This is a genomic window from Glycomyces sp. TRM65418, assembly GCF_019710475.1.
In the GTDB taxonomy this organism is placed as follows: domain Bacteria; phylum Actinomycetota; class Actinomycetes; order Mycobacteriales; family Micromonosporaceae; genus Glycomyces.
On the sequence record NZ_JAJFAX010000008.1, the window covers coordinates 13,774 to 35,961 of the forward strand.

20 protein-coding genes are annotated in these 22,188 nt (G+C 70.7%); 14 read left to right on the forward strand and 6 right to left on the reverse strand.

The features are described 5' to 3' along the window. Nucleotides 1-101: 101 nt before the first annotated feature. From murA to K3N28_RS17305, 4 genes are all read left to right on the forward strand, one after another. On the forward strand, nucleotides 102-1,439 hold the full coding sequence (gene murA, locus K3N28_RS17290) for a UDP-N-acetylglucosamine 1-carboxyvinyltransferase (protein WP_374209817.1): 1,338 nt from the start codon (nucleotides 102-104) through the stop codon (nucleotides 1,437-1,439). 198 nt (nucleotides 1,440-1,637) lie between these two features. Continuing rightward, nucleotides 1,638-2,294 (forward strand): DUF3043 domain-containing protein, encoded by a 657-nt coding sequence (locus tag K3N28_RS17295; protein ID WP_228093970.1) that lies wholly within the window; start codon nucleotides 1,638-1,640, stop codon nucleotides 2,292-2,294. 138 nt (nucleotides 2,295-2,432) lie between these two features. Beyond that, nucleotides 2,433-3,512, forward strand: a complete 1,080-nt coding sequence (locus K3N28_RS17300) for a WG repeat-containing protein (protein WP_228093971.1) — start codon at nucleotides 2,433-2,435, stop codon at nucleotides 3,510-3,512. A gap of 91 nt (nucleotides 3,513-3,603) precedes the next feature. After that, a complete protein-coding gene (locus K3N28_RS17305; protein WP_228093972.1) occupies nucleotides 3,604-4,599 on the forward strand; it encodes an aldo/keto reductase family protein in 996 nt (331 codons plus the stop codon). On the opposite strand, the gene miaA is transcribed toward K3N28_RS17305, so the two are convergent. Further along, nucleotides 4,577-5,515 (reverse strand): tRNA (adenosine(37)-N6)-dimethylallyltransferase MiaA, encoded by a 939-nt coding sequence (miaA, locus tag K3N28_RS17310; protein ID WP_374209813.1) that lies wholly within the window; start codon nucleotides 5,513-5,515, stop codon nucleotides 4,577-4,579. The genes K3N28_RS17305 and miaA overlap by 23 nt on opposite strands. Before the next feature lie 114 nt (nucleotides 5,516-5,629). Here miaA and K3N28_RS17315 point away from each other — a divergent pair, with 114 nt between their 5' ends. The 4 genes from K3N28_RS17315 (at nucleotide 5,630) to K3N28_RS17330 (ending at nucleotide 11,711) form a co-directional block, all read left to right on the forward strand. Continuing rightward, nucleotides 5,630-6,847, forward strand: a complete 1,218-nt coding sequence (locus K3N28_RS17315; protein ID WP_228093974.1) for a DUF349 domain-containing protein — start codon at nucleotides 5,630-5,632, stop codon at nucleotides 6,845-6,847. 269 nt (nucleotides 6,848-7,116) lie between these two features. After that, complete coding sequence (locus K3N28_RS17320; protein WP_228093982.1) at nucleotides 7,117-7,863, forward strand: tyrosine-protein phosphatase; 747 nt, start codon at nucleotides 7,117-7,119, stop codon at nucleotides 7,861-7,863. Nucleotides 7,864-8,187: 324 nt separating this feature from the next. Then, a complete protein-coding gene (locus K3N28_RS17325) occupies nucleotides 8,188-9,855 on the forward strand; it encodes an ABC transporter ATP-binding protein (RefSeq protein ID WP_374209818.1) in 1,668 nt (555 codons plus the stop codon). Beyond that, on the forward strand, nucleotides 9,852-11,711 hold the full coding sequence (locus K3N28_RS17330) for an ABC transporter ATP-binding protein (protein WP_228093984.1): 1,860 nt from the start codon (nucleotides 9,852-9,854) through the stop codon (nucleotides 11,709-11,711). Before K3N28_RS17325 ends, K3N28_RS17330 begins: the two co-directional genes overlap by 4 nt. 85 nt (nucleotides 11,712-11,796) lie before the next feature. On the opposite strand, the gene K3N28_RS17335 is transcribed toward K3N28_RS17330, so the two are convergent. Beyond that, the gene (locus K3N28_RS17335) at nucleotides 11,797-12,603 is read right to left on the reverse strand and encodes a class I SAM-dependent methyltransferase (RefSeq protein ID WP_228093985.1); all 807 of its coding nucleotides are present in this window, start codon (nucleotides 12,601-12,603) and stop codon (nucleotides 11,797-11,799) included. A 100-nt stretch (nucleotides 12,604-12,703) separates the two neighbouring features. Between K3N28_RS17335 and K3N28_RS17340 the strand changes: the two genes are divergently transcribed. Next, complete coding sequence (locus K3N28_RS17340) at nucleotides 12,704-13,207, forward strand: hypothetical protein (protein ID WP_228093991.1); 504 nt, start codon at nucleotides 12,704-12,706, stop codon at nucleotides 13,205-13,207. 4 nt (nucleotides 13,208-13,211) lie between these two features. Here the strand turns inward: K3N28_RS17340 and K3N28_RS17345 are convergent, their stop codons facing one another. The 4 genes from K3N28_RS17345 to K3N28_RS17360 form a co-directional block, all read right to left on the reverse strand. Then, nucleotides 13,212-13,649 carry a type II toxin-antitoxin system VapC family toxin gene (locus K3N28_RS17345; RefSeq protein WP_228093992.1) on the reverse strand — a complete coding sequence of 146 codons (438 nt, stop codon included), beginning with the start codon at nucleotides 13,647-13,649 and terminating at the stop codon, nucleotides 13,212-13,214. After that, entirely contained in the window at nucleotides 13,646-13,969 is a 324-nt protein-coding gene (locus K3N28_RS17350; RefSeq protein ID WP_228093993.1) for a toxin-antitoxin system HicB family antitoxin, read from the reverse strand. The genes K3N28_RS17345 and K3N28_RS17350 overlap by 4 nt, the downstream gene beginning before the upstream one ends. Before the next feature lie 32 nt (nucleotides 13,970-14,001). Continuing rightward, nucleotides 14,002-15,507, reverse strand: a complete 1,506-nt coding sequence (gene miaB / locus K3N28_RS17355) for a tRNA (N6-isopentenyl adenosine(37)-C2)-methylthiotransferase MiaB (protein WP_228093994.1) — start codon at nucleotides 15,505-15,507, stop codon at nucleotides 14,002-14,004. A gap of 71 nt (nucleotides 15,508-15,578) precedes the next feature. Next, nucleotides 15,579-16,625: an aldo/keto reductase gene (locus K3N28_RS17360; protein WP_228093995.1), complete on the reverse strand. Its 1,047-nt coding sequence runs from the start codon at nucleotides 16,623-16,625 to the stop codon at nucleotides 15,579-15,581. Between the two features lie 88 nt (nucleotides 16,626-16,713). On the opposite strand from K3N28_RS17360, the gene K3N28_RS17365 reads away from it, so the two are divergent. The 5 genes from K3N28_RS17365 (at nucleotide 16,714) to K3N28_RS17385 (ending at nucleotide 22,188) form a co-directional block, all read left to right on the forward strand. Continuing rightward, nucleotides 16,714-17,325 (forward strand): TetR/AcrR family transcriptional regulator, encoded by a 612-nt coding sequence (locus K3N28_RS17365; RefSeq protein ID WP_228093996.1) that lies wholly within the window; start codon nucleotides 16,714-16,716, stop codon nucleotides 17,323-17,325. A 360-nt stretch (nucleotides 17,326-17,685) separates the two neighbouring features. Continuing rightward, nucleotides 17,686-18,861 carry an ABC transporter substrate-binding protein gene (locus tag K3N28_RS17370; protein WP_228094002.1) on the forward strand — a complete coding sequence of 392 codons (1,176 nt, stop codon included), beginning with the start codon at nucleotides 17,686-17,688 and terminating at the stop codon, nucleotides 18,859-18,861. A gap of 60 nt (nucleotides 18,862-18,921) precedes the next feature. Further along, nucleotides 18,922-19,800, forward strand: a complete 879-nt coding sequence (locus K3N28_RS17375) for a branched-chain amino acid ABC transporter permease (protein ID WP_228094008.1) — start codon at nucleotides 18,922-18,924, stop codon at nucleotides 19,798-19,800. After that, on the forward strand, nucleotides 19,800-21,485 hold the full coding sequence (locus K3N28_RS17380; protein ID WP_228094010.1) for an ATP-binding cassette domain-containing protein: 1,686 nt from the start codon (nucleotides 19,800-19,802) through the stop codon (nucleotides 21,483-21,485). Before K3N28_RS17375 ends, K3N28_RS17380 begins: the two co-directional genes overlap by 1 nt. Then, nucleotides 21,478-22,188 (forward strand): ABC transporter ATP-binding protein, encoded by a 711-nt coding sequence (locus tag K3N28_RS17385; RefSeq protein ID WP_228094012.1) that lies wholly within the window; start codon nucleotides 21,478-21,480, stop codon nucleotides 22,186-22,188. Before K3N28_RS17380 ends, K3N28_RS17385 begins: the two co-directional genes overlap by 8 nt.

Genomic DNA, 22,188 nt, shown 5'->3' on the forward strand with positions numbered 1-22,188 from the left:
GTATCGAACTCGAACCGTTCGCTCACGGTTCCCGGCTTCCGTCCCAGCACTCCACCCATCGAGGAGACCTGTTGAGCAGCACCGACGCCACCCCCGAAGACATGTTGATCATCCACGGCGGCACCCCCCTCGAAGGGGAGGTCCAAGTGCGTGGAGCGAAGAACCTCGTCTCCAAGGCGATGGTCGCGGCCCTCCTGGGCACCTCTCCTTCGGTCCTGCGCTCGGTCCCCGGGATCCGGGACGTCGAGGTCGTCACCGGTCTGCTCCGCGTCCACGGGGTCGATGTCGAACTCGACGGCGACACGCTCTACATGGACCCCACCTCGGTCGGGTCCGCCGGCGTCGAGGAGATCAACGTCCACGCCGGGACCAGCCGCATCCCGATCCTGCTGTGCGGGCCCCTCCTGCACCGCCTCGGCCGCGCCTTCATCCCCGACCTCGGCGGCTGCAACATCGGGGGCCGCCCCATCGACTTCCACCTCGACGCGCTCCGCAAGTTCGGAGCCGTCGTCGAGAAGGGCCCCGACGGCACGCACCTCTCGGCCCCCAACGGACTCCACGGCATCCGTTACGAGCTGGAGTTCCCGTCCGTCGGCGCGACCGAGCAGGTCCTGCTCACCGCCGTCATGGCCGAGGGCACCACCGAGCTGCGCAACGCCGCGATCGAGCCGGAGATCATCGACCTCATCTGCATCCTGCAGAAGATGGGCGCGATCATCAAGGTCCACACCAACCGCGTCATCGAGATCGTGGGCGTGGACGAGCTCAAGGGCTACGAGCACCGGGCCCTGCCCGACCGCATCGAGGCCGCGTCGTGGGCGTCGGCGGCGCTGGCGACCGAGGGCAGCGTGTTCGTGCGCGGCGCCCAGCAGGCCGACATGATGACCTTCCTCAACGTCTTCCGCTCCATCGGCGGCGCGTACGAGGTGGACGACGACCCGGTCGAGGGCGGCATCCGCTTCTGGCACCCGGGCACCCCGCTCAAGCCGGTGGCCCTGGAGACCGACGTGCACCCCGGGCTCATGACCGACTGGCAGCAGCCGATCGTGGTCGCGCTGACGCAGGCCGACGGCCTGTCGATCATGCACGAGACCGTGTACGAGAACCGCTTCGGCTACACCTCCGAGCTGCGCGGCATGGGCGCCAACATCGAGCTGTACTCCGACTGCCTCGGCGGGACGCCGTGCCGCTGGGGCCGCCGCAACTTCCTGCACTCGGCCGTCATCGCCGGGCCCTCGAAGCTGCACGCCGCCGACCTCCAGATTCCGGACCTGCGCGCCGGGTTCAGCCACCTCATCGCGGCCATGGCCGCCGAGGGCACCTCGCGGGTCTACGGCGTCGACCGCTACATCACCCGCGGCTACGAGAACTTCGAGGCGAAGCTCCTCGGCCTCGGCGCGAAGATCGAGCGGCCGGCCGCCGAGAAGATCGCGGGCTGAACAGGCTCCGGGAGCGAAGCCCGCCGGTCGAGCGGCGACGCGACGACGTCGAACGGCCGTAAAGACACGAACGAAGACGCGGGCGCCGCCGAGCAGCGCCCGCGTCTTCGTCCCGTCACTGAGATGAAGCGCTTCGAACCCGCGTAGGTATGCTTGAAGGGCAGCAGCCCGCAGCAAGTCGAGGAAGGCCGAACGTCCGTGGCGAAGAAGTCCGCACAGGCAGCCCCTGCCGTCCAGGAACCGGCGAAGCCGGCCTCCGCCACCGACAAGAAGGGGAAGCCCACGCCCAAGCGGCCGAACCAGTCGAAGGCGCGTCCCCCGGCCAAGCCCCCGATGACCGCCAAGGAGAAGCGCGAAGCGCTCAAGAAGAGCGGCCCGCTCACCAAGGAGCAGAAGCGCCAGGCGAAGGCGGACCTCCGCGCCGAGCGCGCCCGCATCGCCGAGGGCCAGTGGAAGGGCGACCCGCTCTTCGACAAGTACCACCTGCCGCGCGACCGCGGGCCCGAGCGGCTCCTCGTGCGCGACATCGTGGACTCGCGCTGGTCGATCGGCCAGTACTACATGTTCGGCGCGTTCGCGATCCTCATCCTCTCCACCTCGGGCTCGGTCCAGCTCCAGAGCTACCTGTTCATCGCCCTGCTGGCCCTGACGGCCGTCATCGTCCTCGAGTCGGTGCTGCTGACCCGCCGCGTGGGGCGCATCGTCTTCAAGCGGTTCCCCAAGACCGAGCAGCGCAAGCGCGGCCTCTACTGGTACGCGATCCAGCGGAGCATCATGCCCCGCTCGATGCGCAACCCGCGCCCCCGCATGAGCTACAAGGCCAGGGAGGACGACCTCGGCAAGGTCGTCAAGTAGGCGGACGGGGCCGCCCGGCCCGCCCGCGCGGCTCCCCCGACCGATCAGGCCCGCGATCGTTCTGCTGTCCTTCCCGGGTCTCGCATGGCTTACCCTCGAAATTGTCGTAGCCCTCTCTGACCCCGGAAAGTAGTCAACGTGGTGGATGTCGCGGCGGACTTGCGGGCGGGGCTGTTCCGTGCCCTCGGCCCGCTCGATCGCGCCACGATGCGACACGCGATCGCCGACACCGTGGCCCTCCAGCAGATCCGCGAAGAGGCGACGATGCGCCTGGCCCGGCACACCGCCGAGGCCGACCAGTCCCGGCTCCTCGGGGTCCGGGCCGTCATCCTGCGCGTGCTCGGCGACTTCGACGGCGCCGAGGCGGACGCCGCGGCCGCGGTGAAGTACGCCGAAGCGGTCGGCGCCGACCTCCTGCTCGCGCCCGCCCGCGCCCGCCTCGCGCAGGTCCTGCGCGTGCGGGGCCGCTACGAGGAGGCCGATCAGCTGTTCGCCCTCGCCGAGGCCGGGGAGCTGCCGCGGACGCTCACCGGCGCGGTCCGCGCGTACGCCGGGCTCTCGTGCATCGCCCAGGGCCGCATCACCGAATCGCTCATCCACGTCCAGCGCGCCTCCGAGCAGAATCCGCACGGGTTCGTCATGCAGATCGTCGAGACCGCGCTCTCGCTCATCGAGGAGCGCGCCGCCAAGGCCGGGTTCGGGCCGCCGCCGCGCGGCTGGCCCGAACGCGCCGGGCACCCCGCGCCCGAGCGCTTCCAGGACCCGCAGACCGGCCGCTTCGGCTACATGGGACCGGACGGTCGACCCGTCGTGCAGGCCGCGTTCAGCCAGGCGGGCGACTTCCGCGGCGGGGTCGCCGCCGTCTGCCAGGCCGACTGGGGCGCCATCGACCGCACGGGCACCGTGGTCGTCCCGATGCTCTACACCGCCATGGAGACGCCGACCGCGGACGGGCGCACGGTGACCGGATTCGTCAACGGCGTCGCCGTGGCATCGCAGCGCGGGCGGGTGCTCGTCGTCCACAAGACCGGCCGCGTCGTCGTGCCCCCGCGCTACCAGCGCGTCGAGGTGCACCCGGCCGGGTTCCTCGCCACCGACGGGTACTCGTGGGGCGTGCTCGGCTTCGACGGCAACGAGATCGTGCCGCTGCGCATGGACCGCGCCGAGGCCGTGCGCCATCTCGACGCGGCCGTGTCGATCGACGACGGGCCGCTGTAACGGCCCGTACGCGCGTGTCAACTGGTGTCGCGCGTGCGGCATGTGATGTCGGCGCCATTGACGCTAGCCGCACGGCAGGTAGGCTCACAGCATGGAGTTTCGTCATCTCGGCCGCTCTGGCCTCGTCATCACCGAACTGGTCTACGGCAACTGGATCACCCACGGCGGACAGGTGGAGGAGGACGCCGCGATCGCGTGCGTCCAAGCCGCCCTCGACGCCGGCATCACCACCTTCGACACCGCCGACGTCTACGCGCAGGGCGCCGCTGAAGAGGTGCTCGGCCGCGCGCTGAAGGACCAGCGCCGCGACGGCCTGGAGATCTTCACCAAGGTCTACTGGCCGATGGGTCCGGGCAAGAACGACCGCGGCCTCTCGGCCAAGCACATCAAGGAGTCGATCGACAACTCCCTGCGCCGCCTCCAGACCGACCGCGTCGAGCTGTACCAGGCCCACCGGTACGACTACGAGACGCCGCTCGAGGAGACCATGCAGGCGTTCGCGGACGTCGTGCGCGCCGGCAAGGCCCACTACATCGGCGTCTCCGAGTGGACCGCCGACCAGATCCGCCGCGCCCACGCGCTCGCCCAGGACCTGAAGGTCCAGCTCGTGTCGAGCCAGCCGCAGTACTCGGCCCTGTGGCGCGTCATCGAGGCCGAGGTCATCCCGGCCTCCGAGGAGCTCGGCATCGGCCAGATCGTCTGGTCGCCGCTGGCCGGCGGCGTCCTCACGGGCAAGTACAAGCCGGGCCAGGACGCTCCCGCGGGCTCGCGCGGCGCCGACCCCAAGTTCGGCCGCTTCGTCGAGGGCTGGCTCAAGGACGACGTGCTCGAGCGCGTCCAGCAGCTCGGCCCGATCGCCGAGTCGCAGGGCCTCACCATCGCCCAGCTGAGCCTGGCGTGGGTGCTGCAGAACCCGAACGTCTCCGCCGCGATCATCGGCGCGACCCGCCCCGAGCAGGTCGAGGAGAACGTGAAGGCCGTCGGCGTCAAGCTCGACGCCGCGGTCATGGAGCAGGTCAACAAGCTCCTCGAGCCGGTCGCCGTGACCGACCCGAAGGAGACCGTCAGCCCGAAGCCGCGCGCGTAAGCACACGGGTCGCGAACTCCGGATCGGCCGCATCGAACCATTCGATGCGGCCGTCCCTTTTGAACCAGGAGCGCTGGCGGCGCACGAAGCGGCGGGTGCCCTGGACGGTGAGGCGGAAGGCCTCGGCCTCGTCGTACTCCCCCGCGAAGTGGGCCAAAACCTGCTGGTAGCCGAGGGCGCGGCAGGCGGTGCGGCCTTCGCGCAGTCCCCGCGACTCGAGCTCGCGGACCTCCGCGAGGAGACCGGCGTCCCACATGGCCCGGACGCGCCGCTCGATGCGCTCGTCGAGGACGGCGGTGTCGAGGTCGACGCCGATGCGGATCGCCGCGAAGTGGGCCTTGGGCTCGGGCAGGCTCGCGGTGAAGGAACCGGTGAGCGCCACGACCTCGAGGGCCCGGACGACGCGGCGGCCGTTCGAGGGCAGGATCGACTTGGCGGCCTCGGGGTCGAGGGCCTTCAGGCGCTCCCACAGGGCCGCCGGGCCGTCCCGTTCGAGCTCGGCTTCGAGTCGGGCGCGGATGACGGGGTCGGTGCCGGGGAAGTCCATCTCGTCGAGCGCGGCCTGGACGTAGAGCCCGGAGCCGCCGACGAGGATCGGGCGCCTGCCGCGGGCGCGGATGTCGGCGATGGCCTCGCGGGCGAGGCGCTGGTAGTTCGCCACGTCGGCGGGCTCGGTGACGTCGAGGACGTCGAAGACGTGGTGCGGGATCCCCCGCCGCTCGGCCTCGGTGATCTTCGCGGTGCCGATGTCCATGCCCCGGTACAGCTGCATGGAGTCGGCGTTCACGACCTCGCCGTCCAGGGCCTCGGCGAGCGCGATCGACAGTCCGGTCTTCCCGGCTGCGGTGGGCCCTACGACGGCGATCACCGGCGGCTGTAGGGTGGGGATGCTGCCAGCGTGCGTTGCAGAGCCCAACTGAACGACCCCTTCAGTCCGTGCGGCGCCACCCGGGTGGCGGCGACCCGTCAACCACCGTAAGGTACGGGAAGTACGTCCCTAAGTTCGTGTGAAGGATTTGAGATTACCGCGATGAGTGACCTCGGAGACTGGACCAGCTTCGGCCGCGTTGACGCCGACGGCACGGTCTATGTGAAAACCTCCTCCGGCGAGCGCGCGGTCGGCTCCTGGCAGGCCGGCTCCACCGAGGAGGGCCTCGCGCACTTCGCGCGCAAGTACGCCGACCTCGTGGTCGAAGTCGATCTCATCGCCGCGCGGCTGAACTCGGAGTCCGCCGACGTGGAGCAGGCCGCGGCGCAGCTGCGCAAGCTCCGCGAGGGCCTGGACTCGGCGGCCGTGGTCGGGGACGTCGACTCCCTCGCCGCCCGCCTCGACGGCCTGTCGAAGCACGCCGAGGAGAAGCTCGGCGAGTTCAAGGCCGCGAAGGACGCCGAGCGCGCCGAAGCGGTCGCCGCCAAGGAGGCCCTGGTGGCCGAGGCGGAGGAGCTCGCCGCTCGCGACAGCCACTGGAAGGCCTCGGGCCAGCGCTTCAGCGAGATGATGGAGGAGTGGAAGGCGATCCACGGGGTCGACCGGAAGACCGATCAGAAGCTGTGGCGGCGGTTCTCGACCGCCCGGGACACGTTCACGCGGCACCGGGGCGCCTACTTCTCGCAGCTCGACGCCGAGCGCAAGGTGATCGCGCAGAAGAAGGAAGACCTCATCAAGCAGGCCGAGGAGCTCTCGACCTCGACCGACTGGGGCCCCACGGCCGACCGGCTCAAGGCGCTCATGGCCGAGTGGAAGGACGCCGGGCGACTGGCGCCGGACGCGGAGCAGAAGGCCTGGAAGCGGTTCCGCGCCGCGCAGGACGTGTTCTTCAACGCGCGCTCGGAGGTGTTCTCGGCCCGCGACGCGGAGCTGGAGGCCAACCAGGCCGCGAAGGAGGAGCTGCTCAAGCAGGCCGAGGCGCTCGACATCGAGGCCGACCCGAAGGCCGCGCAGAACGCGTTCCGCGAGCTGCAGGCCGGCTGGCACGACATCGGCGCGGTCCCGCGCAAGAACCAGGCGAAGCTCCAGCGGCGCCTGCGCAACGTCGAGGACAAGCTCCGCGACGCGCTGGACACCGCGTGGCGGAAGGTCCCGGTCGAGGAGAACCCGCTGCTGCTCCAGATGCGCCAGCAGGTCGCCGAGGCCGAGGAGAAGCTCGAGCGCGCGAAGGCCGACGGGAACGCGGGCCGCATCAAGAAGGCCGAGCAGGACCTGGCGAGCAAGCGGCAGTTCCTGGAGCTTGCGGAAGGAACCCGGTAGCGCAGCCTGGAGCTTGCGGAAGGAACCGCGGCGTCAGCCGCAGGTCGCCGGAGGCTACCAGGTAGCGCAGCCTGGAGCTCGCCGAGGGCGCGAAGTAGACGACGGCTCCCGTTGACCCGGCGTTCGCCGGAACGCATGTGCACGTTCCGGGACCGATCGGGATAATGGAACAGGGCTACAACGGCGTGGACCGCTTCGGTTCACGCCGTTCGCTTCGCCCGCCCCGGCCGTTCCCCGCCGCGCACCCCGACGAACAGGAAGGCAGCCGCATGACCCTTGAGACGCTTCCCCAGCAGTTCATCGACGCCGACAAGATCTTCAACCTCCGCGACATCGGGGGCTGGGACGCCGCCGACGGCAAGAAGGTGAGGACGGGGCGGGTCTTCCGCGCCGACAGCCTCGGGATGGCGACGGAGGCCGACCTCGACCTCCTGGTGAACCGGCTCGGCATCCGCCACGTCATCGACCTGCGCCGGGCCGAGGAATGGGAGATCGCGGGGCGGTTCCCCGAGGTCGACGGCGTCGAGTTCCACCACTTCGAGCTGCTGCACGTCAAGTGGGAGCGCCTGGCGGAGCGGGACGTCCGCTTCAGCACGTCCCGGAAGGAGGTCGTGCGGTTCCTGCGCGAGCGCTACTCGGGCATGTACGAGGCCGGGTACCGGGCGGTCCGCGACTCGCTCGACGTGATCGCGAGCGGCGAGCCGGTGCTCTTCCACTGCATGGCCGGCAAGGACCGGACGGGCCTGGTGGCCGCGGCGCTCCTGTCGGTGCTGGGGGTCGACGAGGAGGACATCGCCGCCGACTACGCCCTGTCGAACGTGGGCATCACCCGCTGGCGGGCGTGGCGGGACGCGAACCTCGGCAAGCCGCCGGTCGAGAGCAGCCTCACGACTCCCGCGGAGGCGATGCTGGAGACCATCGCGGAGATGAAGACCCGCTTCGGCTCGATGACCGGGTACGTGGACGCGACCGGTTTCGAGCAGAGCGCGAAGCTGCGGGAACTGCTGCTCGAATAGCCCGAGTCGGTTTCCGGCGATCGCCCCGACACGCGACGTGTCGGGGCGATCGCCGTCGTCGGACCCCGGCGAGCGCGGTGCGCGACGCCGGCTCCGGCGCGGGCGAATCGAGCTTCACTCGCGCCCTACCGGTCGGCAGGTGAAATTCGGTTGCCGGGTGTCGTACCCCGCTCGTACGGTGGGTCGGTGGGCTCAGAGCGGTTGAAAACTCCAGAACTGTCCGAAACAGACTCTCCCCCGCCGCGTCGGTCGGCGCTGACGAACCTCTGGCGGATCAAGAAGTACCTGTACCCCTACCGGTTCCGGCTGGCGCTGCTGTGGACGATGGTCCTGCTGAACATCATCGCCGGCCTCGCCATCCCGCCGCTGGTGGGCGCGGCCATCGACGGGCCGATCAGCGACGGCGACCTGCGGGGCCTGTGGGTCTTCGCCGGGATCATCGCCGCGCTCGGCGCGGCCGACGCGATCCTCCAACTCGTCCGGCGCTACATGCAGACCACGACCGCGATGGCGATCGAGGCCGACATCAGGGCCGCCCTGTACGAGCACCTGCAGCGGCTCCACACGGGCTTCCACGACCGGTGGCAGACCGGGCAGCTCCTCGCCCGCGTCACCTCCGACCTCGGCATGATCAGACGGTTCTTCGCCGGCGGCCTGGTCTTCGCGATCACGTCCATCGGCATGACGGTCATCATCCTGGGCCAGCTGCTGTTCATCGAATGGCGGCTGGCCCTCATCGTCGCCGCCTCCGCGGTGCCGCTGTTCCTCATCGGACGCAAGTTCTTCATGGGCTACCTGCCCGCCGCCCGCTCCGAGCAGGACCAGTCCGGCGAGGTCTCCAGCGCCGCCGAGGAGTCGGCCCTGGGCATCCGCGCGATCAAGGCGCTCGGCCGCGGCCCGCTCATGGCCGCGCGCTTCGAGAAGGAGGCCGCCGAACTGCGCGACCGCGGCGTCCGCAAGAGCCTCATCGCGTCCCGCTCCTGGTCGGGTTACGACGCCATCGCGACCGCCGCCATCGGCGCGGTCCTCACCCTCGGCTCGGTCATGGTCGCCCGAGGGACCCTCTCGGTCGGCGACCTCACCGCGTTCATCATGCTGCAGCTCGCGCTGCTGTGGCCGATCGAGGCCTCGGGCTGGGTCATGGCCCACGGCAACGAGGCCATGACCGCCGCCGACCGCGTCTACGAGGTCTTCGACACCGAACCGGCCATCAGGGACCGGCCCGGCGCGAAGGCGGTCGACCGCGGCGCGATCCGCGGTGAGCTCGTCTTCGAAGGCGTGCGCTTCGCCTACGAGGACGACTCCCGCGAGATCCTGCGCGGCGTCGACCTGCGGGTGCAGCCGGGCGAGACCGTGGCCGTCGCGGGCAGGACCGGCTCGGGCAAGACCACGCTCGTGTCGCTGCCCTCCCGCTTGAACGATCCGACGGGCGGCCGGATCCTCTTGGACGGCACCGACATCCGCGATCTCCGGCTCGCGAACCTGCGCTCGGTGGTCACCACCGCGTTCGAGGAGGCCACGCTGTTCTCCATGAGCGTGCGCGAGAACCTCGCGCTCGGTCGACCCGACGCCGACGAGGGCGACCTGCTGGAGGCCCTTCGCGTCGCGCAGGCCGAGTTCGTCCTCGACCTGCCGTACGGGCTCGACACGCGCATCGGCGAGCAGGGCCTGTCGCTCTCGGGCGGCCAGCGGCAGCGCCTCGCGCTCGCCCGGGCCGTGGTCGTCAAACCCGCGGTGCTCGTCCTCGACGACCCGCTGTCGGCGCTCGACGTCCACACCGAGGAGCTGGTCGAACGGGCCTTGGAGCACGTCCTGCAGGACACCACCGCGCTCGTGGTCGTGCACCGGCCTTCGACCGTCGCGCTGGCGGACCGGGTCGCGCTGCTCCACGAAGGACGGATCGCGGCGTTCGGGAGGCACTCCGAGCTGATGCGCACCAGCCCCGAGTACGTCGACGTGCTCTCAGCCGAATCGGAAGAGGTGGCCGCATGACGGTGGCAGAGCGACCCGCGGACAAGCACGCGTCGTGGCGGGGTCGGGCGGAGTCGGCCGAGGCCGACCGGACGAGCGCCGAGACCGACGACGCCGAGTCGATCAAGGAACTGCGGAGCCAGTCCCGGCGGCTCCTCGGCTGGATGATGCGGCCGCATAAGAAGGCGATCGGGTTCCTGTGCGGGATCCTGGTGGTGCAGAACTTCACGAGCATGGCCACGCCGCTGCTGGTCATGTTCGGCATCGACCACGCGATCCCGGCCATCGGCGAGCGCGACGACTACTCGGTGCTCATCGCGATCGCCGTGACGTTCGCGGCGGTCGCAATCGTCAAATACGTCTGCGTGCGCCTCTACATCGCGCAGTCGGCGAAGGTCGGCAACGCGATGCTGTACGCGCTGCGCAACCGGGTCTTCCGCAAGTTCCAGGCCCTGTCGGTGTCCTTCCACGAGCGCTTCACCTCGGGGCGGGTGACGGCCCGGCAGAGCTCCGACATGGAGGCGATCCGGGAGATGACCGAGAACGGGGTCGACGACCTCGTGCTCGCCGGCCTCAACGTCGTCACCATCACGATCGTCATGCTCGTGCTCGACCCGCTCCTCGCGGCGGTGTCGCTCATGACGTTCCCGCTGATGCTGCTGCTGGGCCGCTGGTTCAGCAGGGTCTCGGCGCTCGCCTACCGGCGGGCCCGCGAGACCGTGGCCCTGCTCATCGTCTACTTCGTGGAGTCGATGGGCGGGGTGCGCGCGGTCCAGGCGTACCGGCGCGAGGAACGGGACCGGGAGCTGTTCGCGGATCTCAACACCGACAACCGGTTCGCGCAGGCGAAGGGGCACCAGCAGAACGCGTTCATGTCCGGCGGGATGCGCGCCATCGGGCACCTCGCCACGGTGGTGGTGCTGCTGTTCGGCGGCTGGCAGGTCATGCAGGGCAACACCGAGGTCGGTGTGCTCGCGGCGTTCCTGCTGTACATGAAGCGGTTCTTCGACCCGCTCAACGAGCTGGTGCAGTTCTACAACGTGCTCCAGTCGGCGACCTCGGCGCTGGAGAAGCTCTCCGGGGTCCTCGATGAGGAGGTCGAGGTGCCCGAGCCGGAGGAGCCGCGCGCGATCGAGCGGCCGAGCGGCGAGCTGCGATTCGCGAACGTGCGGTTCCAGTACCGCGAGGACCACGTGGTCCTGCCGGGTCTGGACCTGCTGGTCCCGGGGGGTCAGACGCTCGCGCTGGTGGGCGCGACGGGTGCGGGCAAGACGACGATCGCCAAGCTCGTGAGCCGCTTCTACGACCCGACGGCGGGCAGCGTCGCGCTGGACGGCGTGGACCTGCGCGATCTGTCCGAACAGGACCTCCGCGAGAACATCGTCATGATCACGCAGGAGAACTTCCTGTTCAACGGGACGATCGCGGAGAACATCGAACTGGGCAGCCCCGGTTCGAGCAGGGACCGCATCGTGGAGGCGGCCGAGGTGGTCGGGGCGCACGAGTTCATCGAGTCGCTGCCGGAGGGCTACGACACCCACGTGCGCAAGCGCGGCGGCCGCCTCTCGGCGGGCCAGCGGCAGCTGGTGGTCTTCGCGCGGGCGTTCCTGGCCGACCCCCGCGTGCTGATCCTCGACGAGGCGACCTCGTCGCTGGACATCCCGTCGGAGCGCCTGGTCCAGCGGGCGCTGCGCACGATCCTGGCGGACCGGACGGCGATCATCATCGCGCACCGCCTGTCGACGGTGGAGATCGCCGACCGGGTGCTCGTCCTGGAGCAGGGCCGGATCATCGAGGACGGCCGCCCCGCCGACCTCATCGACCACGGCGGCCAATACGCCACCTTGCACCGCCAGTGGGAGGACTCGCTGGTGTAGCGGACGTCGGGGCCCGGGCGATGCGCCGCCCGCCCGGGCTGCAGTCCCGTTGCAGCCGTGCTCGGCGCGGTGTGCCGGTGGTGAACTACCGCCGCGCCGAGACGAGGTAGTAGTCGACGATGCCGTCCTCGTAGCAGCGCAGCCAGTTGCGGCCCCACGAGTCGCGGTACTCGGTCTGGGCGACCCAGCGGTCGAACTGCCGCCAGACGTGCTCGCCGATCGACTCGACGGCAACTTCGGCGAACCCCGCCGAGGTGAGGTCCGCGGCGAAGTCCCCCACGGGCCTGATGACGTCCACACCGGTCGCGACCGTCTCGATGAGGTCGGGGATCGCGGAGGTGTCGGCGCCGTCGGGCGCGAAGAACGTCGCGGCGGCCAAGCGCCCACCCGGACGCAGGACCCGGTGGGCCTCGCGCGCCACGGCGGCGAGGTCGTCGACGTGCTGGAGCATCTCGACGGCGTAGACGCCATCGACGGAGCCGTCGCCCCACGGGATGTCGGTGACCGAGCCGCGGTGGAACGAGAGCGCCCCGCCGAGGGCTTGGATCGCGTCGGCGTTGACGGCGAGGGCCCGTTCGAGCTGGGCCGCGGAGCGGTCCAGGCCGGACACGAGGACGCCGAGTTCCGCGGCCGCCAGAGCGGCGCCGACGCCGAGGCCGCAACCGAGCTCCAGGAGGCGGTCGCCGGGCTCGGGTTCGAGCCGCGAGACGACCTGCCGGTACATCTCGGCTTGCGAGGAGGTGCGCTCTTCGACGGTGAGCTCGCGACCGGGATCGAGCTCGCCCCAGTAGCCGTAGTTGATGAACGACCCTGAGAAGAGCGTCAGCGAACCGAGGTCGAGTTCGCCGTACATGCGATCACGCCGCGCTTGGACGTCGGATTCCGGTTCCATACCGCCTGATTCTGGCACAACCGGCCGGCCGGGACCCCTCCCGCGGGCGCCGGGATACAACGGAGTCCCCCTGGACATCCGCGTAGCACGAGGAGACTTCATGAACCGCAAGCTGATCGCCCTGCCCGCCGTGGCCGTGATCGCCCTGTCCGGTTGCGGCGGCGACGATACCGATGCCGCCGCCGACCCCACGACGAGCGCGGAGGCGAGCGCCACCGAGGCCTCCGAGTCGCCGTCCCCGTCAGCGGAGCCCTCGCCGACCGAGGAGCCCGTCCCGACCGACGACACGCCGGACGACGCGGCGGACGGCAGCGACGTCGAGGCGTGCGTCGACGGCACCTGCGAGGTCGCCGTCGCCCCGGGGACGAGCCTCACGTTCGACGCGAAGTTCGGCATCGACTCGATCGAGGTCGTGGAGATCGCCGATGACACCGTGACGCTGCACCTGTCGCTCGGCATGACGAGCATGACCACCCTCGGCGTAGGTGGGAGCGGATCCGCCGGCGGCGGTGAGGGCACCGAGTCGCTCGGGTACACGCTGACGTCGGTCGACGGGGACTCGGCGATCATCGCCTTCTACCCCAGGGAACGCGAGGACCGCTGAGCGGTCACAGGACTGTGAAGCCTCGCAGCTCCGCCACCGCCGCCTGCTCCTTGTCTCTGGAGGCGAAGGCGTAGGGCTCTCCCGCCGCGAGTTCGGGGAGGAGGAGGGTCGCGGTGGCGATGTGCCAGGCGTCCATGGCCCTGATGCCGTGGGTCGCCACGATGTCGAAGGCCTCGGCCTCGACTTCGGCCTGCGGGGCGGCGATGACCGTGATCGGGCCTTCGGGGGCCGTGTCCGCCTGCCAGATGTCCAGGAGCGGGCCCTTGTCGCGGCGCTTGGCGCGGGCGGTGCGGACCAGGGCGCCGGCCACCTCGATGCGGGTCCACGAGCCGGTGACGACCAGGACCTCGGGATCGCGCAGCAGTTGCAGGGCCTCGCGGTGACCGCGCTCGTCGGGCAGGTAGGACCGGGCCAGCACCGACGAGTCGGCGTAGACGATCACAGCAGGCGGTCCCTGTCCTCGTCGAGGATCCCGTCCAGGATCTCCCCGACTCCTCGCATGGAGTCGAGCACTTCGGCCCGCAGGGTCTCGACGTCCTTGACCGGCCGGTCGTGTCGTTCGACGGCCTTCAGCGGGGGCGCCAGCATGCCGAGGGCGGCCGCTCTGGCGCGGACCCTCTCGGATGCCGTGCGGCCGTCGCCCTCGCCCACTACGGACAGGATCTCGTTCGCGATGGCGTTGACCGACCGGCGCTCGCGCTTGGCGCGCTCGGTCAACCGGGCGTGCAGGTCGTCGTCGACGCGGAGCAGGAGCTGTTTCATCCCTCGATGATATCACCCACAGAGAAATGATATCAGCAGGCGCAGCCAGGGGCTTCGGCCTTCGGTCGGGGCTTCTTGCCGATGGTCGGCATGCCGAGGCTGACGCCCGGGAGCTTGGTGGCCCTGCCCGCGGCCCAGGCGTCGCCGGCCTTCGTCGCGCGGTGGGTCAGGACCTCGCCGTCGGCGACGAGGTGGTGCGGGGCGCCGTAGGTGACCACCGTGGTGATCACGTCGCCGGGCCGCACGCCCTCGGCGTTGCCGCTCGGGTCGGTCTCGCTCGGGGTCACCGCGAAGTGGACGAGGCGGCCGTCGCGGGCGCGGCCCGAGAGGCGGCCGGTGGCCGCGTCCTTGCGGCCGTCGCCGGCGGTCACGAGGACCTCGACCTCGGCGCCTTCGAGCTTGCGGTTCTCCTCCCACGAGACGCGCTCCTGGAGGGCCACGAGGCGCTCGTAGCGCTCCTGGACCACGGCCTTCGGGATCTGGTCCTCCATCGTCGCCGCGGGGGTGCCGGGGCGGATCGAGTACTGGAACGTGAAGGCGCTGGAGAAGCGCGCCTGCTCGACCACGTCGAGGGTGGCCTGGAAGTCCTCCTCGGTCTCGCCGGGGAAGCCCACGATGATGTCGGTGGTGATCGCCGCGTCGGGCATGGCCTCGCGGACCTTGTCGAGGATCTCCAGGAACTTGGCGGAGCGGTAGGAGCGGCGCATGTCCTTGAGGACCTTGTCCGAACCGGACTGCAGCGGCATGTGCAGCGAATGGCACACGTTCGGCGTCTCGGCCATCGCCGCGATGACGTCGTCGGTGAAGTTCTTCGGGTGCGGGCTGGTGAAGCGCACCCGCTCCAGGCCCTCGATCGCGCCGCACGCGCGCAGGAGCTTGCCGAAGGCGAGCTTGTCGCCGAACTCGACGCCGTAGGTGTTGACGTTCTGGCCCAGCAGGGTCACCTCGGAGACGCCCTCGTCGACCAGCGCCCGGACCTCGGCGAGGATCTCGCCGAGGCGGCGGTCCTTCTCCTTGCCTCGCAGCGACGGCACGATGCAGAACGTGCAGGTGTTGTTGCAGCCCACGGAGATCGACACCCAACCGGAGTAGGTGGACTCGCGCTTGGTCGGCAGCGTCGAAGGGAAGGTCTCCAGGGATTCGAGGATCTCGACCTCGGCCCGGCGGTTGTGGCGGGCGCGTTCCAGGAGCACCGGGAGCGAGCCGATGTTGTGGGTGCCGAAGACCGCATCGACCCAGGGGGCGCGCTTGACGATCTCGCCGCGGTCCTTCTGGGCGAGGCAGCCGCCCACGGCGATCTGCATGTCGGGGTTCGCGGTCTTGGCCGGGGCGAGGTGGCCGAGGTTGCCGTAGAGCTTGTTGTCGGCGTTCTCGCGCACGGCGCAGGTGTTGAACACGACGAGGTCCGGCGCGGCGTCGTCCGCGACGGGCACGTAGCCGGCCTCTTCGAGGAGGCCGCCGATCCGTTCGGAGTCGTGCACGTTCATCTGACAGCCGTACGTCTTCACCTGGTACGTCTTCACCGCTTGGTCAACCACCCTCCCAGGATAGACGCGAGTCAGGTCACAACCCCGGGCCGGGAACCCGAGCGGCCCCGGCCCGGCGCGGATCACCTGCCGGAGGGCACGAGCGGCGGGTTCAGGCGGGCGAAACCCTCTTGGACCTCGTAGGGGTAGTACGGGTACGGCGCGGTCCTCGCGCCGGCCTCGTCGAGGCGGGCGACCTGCTCGGCGGTCAGCTCCCAGCCGATCGCGCCGAGGTTGTCGCGCATCTGCTCCTCGTTCCGCGCGCCGATGATCACGGAGGCGACGGTGGGGCGGCGCAGGAGCCAGTTCAGGGCGATCTGGGGGATCGTCCGACCGGTCTCGGCGCTGATCGCGTCGAGGACGTCGACCACGTCGTAGAGCCGCTCGTCGTCCACCGGCGGGCCCCACTGCGCGGTCTCGTGCAGGCGGCTGCCCTCCGGGAGGGGCCGCCCGCGGCGGATCTTCCCGGTGAGGCGGCCCCAGCCGAGCGGGCTCCACACCACCGCGCCGACGCCCTGGTCCTGCGCGAGCGGCATGAGCTCCCACTCGTAGTCGCGGCCGACGAGCGAGTAGTAGACCTGGTGGGCCGCATAGCGGGTCCAGCCGTGGGCGTCCGCGACGGCGAGGGACTTCATGAGCTGCCAGCCCGCGAAGTTCGAGACGCCGATGTAGCGGAGCTTCCCGGCGCGGACGAGATCGTCGAGCGCGCCGACGGTCTCCTCGACCGGTGTGCCGGCGTCGAAGGCGTGGAGTTGGAAGAGGTCGATGTAGTCGGTGCCGAGGCGACGCAGGGCCGTCTCGACGGCGCCGATGAGGCGGGCGCGGGACGTGCCCGCGTCGTTCGGGCCGTCGCCGGTGGGGAGGGCGGCCTTGGTGGAGACCAGGGCCCGGTCTCTGCGGCCCTTGAGGGCCCGGCCGAGGACCTCCTCCGAAGCGCCGTCGGAGTAGACGTCGGCCGAGTCGAACATGGTGACGCCCGCGTCGAGGGCCATGTCGACCATGCGGCGGGCCTGCTCGGTCCCCGTGTCGCCCCAGGCGCTGAAGAGCGGGCCGCGCCCGCCGAACGTGCCCGTGCCGAAGCTGAGGGCCGGGACGAGGAGACCGGACGCGCCGAGCCTGCGGTATTCCATGAGGCCACTTCCTTAAAGGTTCTGTAGTTTCATTAATGATGGCGCTAGACTAGCCCGCAGAGCTCCTTAACGCAACTGGAGTACCGTTATGGGTGACGCACGACCCGATCCCGGGACCGTTCGACCGGGCGGCCGCACGGCGAGGGTGCGCGAGGCCGTGCTGCGCGCCGCCGGGGACGCCCTCGCCGAGGACGGCTTCGACCGGCTCGACCTGGCCGAGATCGCCCGCCGCGCCGGCGTGGGCAAGACGACGGTGTACCGGCGCTGGGGCACCGTCCCGGGGCTCGTCGCGGACCTGCTCGGCGAGATGGCCGCGGAGTCGGCGCCGCGCACCGAGACCGGCTCGCTGCTGGGCGACCTGACGGCCCAGGCCCGGCTCGTGCAGTCCACCTTGAACGACCCGAGGCAGGGACCGCTGTTCCGGGCGCTCATCACCGCCGCGGGCTGCGACCGGCAGACCGCCGCCGCGCTGCACCGCTTCTACCGCACCAGGACCGCCGAGTGGACGCCGTGCGTCGAGGCGGCGATCCGGCGGGGGGAGATTCCCGAGGGGACGGATCCCGAAGATGTGATTCGCGCCGTATCCGCGCCGCTCTACTACCGGTTCGTCGTCAGCGGCGATCCGATCGACGAGCCGACCGCCGCCCGCGCCGCGCGTGCGGCGGCGGCGGCCGCGCGAGACGGGGCCTTCACCGACTGAACACCGCGCGCCACGATCGGTATGCGAAGCTTGGGCGTCATACCCGTGAATGGCCTGGTCCACGCCGTACGAATGGTTTCACGCCGGTCCACAGAGCCCGGTCGCACCGACCGATCGTGACCCTCCGAACGCCCACTGTGCACAGTTCCGGTGAGTGACGAGTCGATCTTTTCACTGAATGAGATGTGTACGGTCACAACGGTTTCGGCATTACCCGCAGTTCTCGGAAACTTATTCTGATCCGGTCTTGTGCCTCACAGATCGTCCTTATAAGGTGACCTCCGTGCCGGTCCGTCCGCAACCCGACGGCGGCTCACCCCACCCGACAGCCCCACCTGCCTTTTCACAACAGGGAAGAACATGCGCCTGAAAACCTCCTCCGGCGCGGCTCTGGCCGCCGCCGCCCTGCTCGCGACCGCTGCGTGCGTCTCCGACAGCACCGCCGAGAACACCTCCGACAGCGCGCTCTCCGGCTCCGGCGCCGGCGAGGAGTGCGCCATCGAGGAGACCGTCAAGCTCGGCGCGGTCTTCAGCCTCACCGAGGCCGCCGCCTTCGCCGGCGCCTACCAGCAGGAGGGTCTCGAGCTCGCCATCGAGGAGCTCAACGCCTCGGGCGACATCACGTACGAGCTGATCCTGGAGGACGACAAGACCAGTGTCGAGGACAGCGTCGCCGCCTTCGAGAAGCTGATCGACCGCGACAAGGTCAGCGCCATCATCGGCCCGACCCTCTCCAACATGGCGTTCGTGACCTACACCGACTCCCAGAGCGCCGGCGTCCCCACCCTCGGCGTCTCCACCACCGCCGAGGGCATCCCGGACATCGGCGACTACATCTTCCGCGCCTCCCTCCCCGAGGAGGTCGCGCTCGCCGCCAGCATCCCGGCCGCCAAGGAGACCCTCGGGATGCAGCAGGTGGCCGTCCTCCACGACAGCGCCGACGAGTTCACCGCCTCCGCTTACAACACGATCTCCGACGTGCTCGCGGACGAGGGCATCGAAGTGGTCGTCGACGAGACCTTCGAGACCACCGACACCGACTTCAGCGCCCAGCTGACGAAGATCCTGGACGCCGACGTCGACGCCGTCATCCTCTCGGCCCTCCCCGGCGCCACGGTCCCGCTGGTCACGCAGGCCCGCGACCTCGGCATCGAGGCACCGATCGTCGGCGGCAACGCCTTCAACTCCCCCGTCCTGGTCGGCGCCCTCGGCGACGCCGCCGAAGGCCTCATCGTCGGCGGCGCCTGGAGCGCGGCAGCCGAGACCACCGGCAACGCCGAGTTCATCGCCGCCTACACCGAGAAGTACGACCGCGCGCCCGACCAGTTCGCCGCCCAGGCCTACACCGCCGGCTACCTGATCGACCAGGCCGTCCGCTCCGACTGCGACGCCAACCGCGAGGCGATCAAGGACAACCTCGGCCAGATCCTCGAGTACGACTCGATCCTCGGCAAGATCTCCCTCGACGAGGGCGGCGAGGTCACCCAGGAACCGGTCGTCCAGATCATCCGCGACGGCGCGTTCACCCTGCTCTAGCCCGCAACGGCCGCCGACCCCCGACGGCCGGCGGCCCCATCTCCGTACAGGGATACAGCGATGCTCCAACAGTTGGCGAACGGTGTGTTCACCGGTTCGATCTACGCGCTCTTCGCGATCGGGTTCACGCTCGTGTTCGGGATCCTCCGGCACCTGAACCTCGCCCACCCCGCGGTCTTCACCGCCGGCGCGTTCGTCGGCATCGAGGTCGCGACGCGAACGGCGATCCCGGTGTGGATCCTGTTCCCGGTCGTGGCCGTGTTCGGCGCCCTCGCGGGGGTCCTGGTGGAGCGCATCGCGTTCCGCCCGCTCCGCGGGAGGGACGACGAGCACTTCGCGGGGCTCATCTCCTCGGTCGCCCTCGGCGGCGTCGTCATCGCGCTCCTCCAGGCGCGCTACGGCACCGAGCCGCAGAGCTTCCCGCGGGAGTACTTCCCCAACCAGCTGTTCGAGATCGCCGGGATCCGCGTGACCCTGACGCAACTGGTCACCTTGGGCCTGGCCCTGGTGCTCATGCTCGGACTCGCATGGCTCGTCTCGGCGACGTCGCTGGGACGGGCCATGCGGGCCGTGGCCGAGAACCCCACGGCCGCGCAGGTCGTCGGCGTCAACGTCGGATGGGTGACCGCCGGGACCTACGCGATGTCCTCCGCGCTCGGCACCGTCGCCGGGGCGCTGCTGGCGCTCAACCTCGGCCAGGCCGGGCGCGACCTCGGCGCGTCGATCGAGCTCGTCGGCTTCGCGGTGATCATCCTCGGCGGCCTCGGCTCCCTCTGGGGCGCCATGGCGGCCGGGGTGATCCTCGGCCTCGCCGAGGCCCTCACCATCACCTACTTCGACTCCACCTGGAAGGGCCTGGTCGCCTTCGCGCTGCTGTTCGCGGTGCTGGTGCTGCGCCCGCGCGGCCTCTTCGGCCACGTCAAGGTCAGGGAGGTCTGATGCTCGACGGATACGACACCCTCATCACCACGATCGCGCTCGGCGCGATCCTCGCCTACTCGTTCCACGTCGTGCTCATGGCCGGGCAGCTCAGCCTCGGCCAGGCCGGGTTCGCCTCGCTGGCCGCGTACGTCTCCACCCTCGTCGTCCCGACCGAGCCGATCGCCGGCTCGATCTCCCCCGTGATCGTCGGCCTGCCCGTGGGCGCCCTGGTCGGCGCGGCCGCCGCGTTCGTGGTCGGCCTGCCGGTGCTGCGGCTGCGCGGGGTCTTCCTCGCCATCGCCACCATCGCCTTCGGCGAGATGGTCCGGGTCTTCATGACCAACGCCGAATGGACCAACGGCGCGCTCGGCATGCGGGTCGAGAAGTGGGTGACCTTCGACTTCGCGTGGATCGTCGTCGCGGCCCTGGCCTACCTGTTCTGGCGGCTCGGGCCCTCCCGCACCGGCCGCGCCTTCGCCGCCGTCCGCGAGGACGAGCTCGCCGCGAGCGCCATGGGCGTCGACGTGGTCCGCACCCGCATGGCCTCGTTCATCGCCTCCGGCGCGATCGCCGGCGTCTACGGGGTCATGTTCGCGTACTTCTTCGGCCGCATCACCCCGGCCACGTTCGACTTCGGACTCACCGTCGACGGCCTCGTCACCGCCGTCCTCGGCGGCTACCTCGTGTTCTTCGGGCCGGTCCTCGGCGCGGGCTTCCTCACCGCCGTGCCCGAAGTCCAGACCGCGCTCGGCCTCGAAGCCGGGTGGATCCACCCGCTCGTCACCGGCCTGCTCCTGCTCGCCGTGATCCTGTTCCTGCCCGGGGGACTGTCCACACTGTTCGCGCGCTTCCGCCCGAAGCCGGCCCGGCCCGAAGGCGACGACGCCGCGCTCGACGGCCTCGCGCCGCTCCCCGCGAAGGGCGAGCCGATCGCCGCGATCCGCGGCCTGGGCAAGGCCTACGGCGCGGTCCGGGCGGTGCGCGAGATCGACCTGGAGATCCGCTCCGGCGACGTCCTCGGCGTCATCGGCCCCAACGGCGCGGGCAAGACCACGCTGATCAACATGATCAGCGGCCTGGAGCCGCCGACCTCCGGCGAAGGCGACGTCCTCGGCGTCGCGCTCGGCTCCAGGCCCCACCGCTTCGCGCAGGCCGGCGTGAGCCGGACCTTCCAGCACTCCAAGCTGTTCGACCGGCTCACCGTGCTCGACAACGTCCTCGTCGGCACCCACCCCGTCAGCCGCTCGACCTACCTGCGGCGGCTGCTGTGGCTGCCCTCGGCGCGCCGCGACGAGCGCCGCGCGCTCGCCCTCGCGTGGGCGCAGCTGCGCCGCGTCGGCCTCGACGACCGCGCCCACGTGCGGCCCGGGGCCCTGTCCTACGGGGACCAGCGGCGGCTGGAGATCGCCCGCGCGCTCGCCTCCCACCCGACCCTGCTCATCCTCGACGAGCCCGCCGCGGGCATGAACCACGTCGAGGCCGCCGAACTCGCCGACCTCATCCGGGGCCTGGCCGAGGACGGCATCACCGTGCTCCTCATCGAGCACAACGTGAAGATGGTCCTGGCGACCTGCACCCGGCTGGTCGTCCTCAACTTCGGCGCGGTCATCGCCGCCGGAGAGCCCCGCGAGGTCGCCGCCGACCCGCAGGTCATCGAGGCCTACCTGGGGACCGAGGACGCCGAGGAGAGCGAACATGTCTGAGCCGATCCTGTCGGTCGAGTCGGTCCACGTCTCCTACGGGCGCGTCCAGGCCGTCCGCGACGTGTCCTTCGACGTCCCCGAAGGCGGCCTGGTCGCCCTCGTCGGCGCGAACGGCGCGGGCAAGAGCTCCGTCCTCGCCGCCGTATCGGGCCTGGTGCGGCCCGCGTCGGGCCGGATCCTCCTGGAAGGCCGGGACGTCACGCGGTGGCCCGCGCACCGGCGCGTCGGGGCCGGACTCGTGCTCGTGCCCGAGGGCCGCCAGATCCTCGGGACCCTCACCGTCGCCGAGAACCTGCGCCTGGGCGCCCAGCGGCGACGCCGCCAGGCCGCGCCCGAATCCGAGATGTACGAGCTGTTCCCCGTCCTGGCCGAGCGGCGGGACCTGCCCGCCAGCGCGCTCTCGGGCGGCGAGCAGCAGATGCTGGCGATCGCACGCGCGATGATCGCCAAGCCGCGGGTCGTCCTGCTGGACGAGCCGTCGATGGGGCTGGCCCCCAAGATGTGCGACGAGGTCTTCGCCGTCATCGAGCAGATCCGCGCCTCCGGCGTGACCGTGGTGCTCGTCGAGCAGAACGCCCGCCGGGCGCTGCGCGCGGCCGACACCGGCCACGTCCTGGAGACCGGGGCCATCGCGCACGGCGGCCCCGCCTCCGAACTCCTGCAAGACCCCCGAGTCGTCAAGGCCTACCTGGGCGTCGAGTGA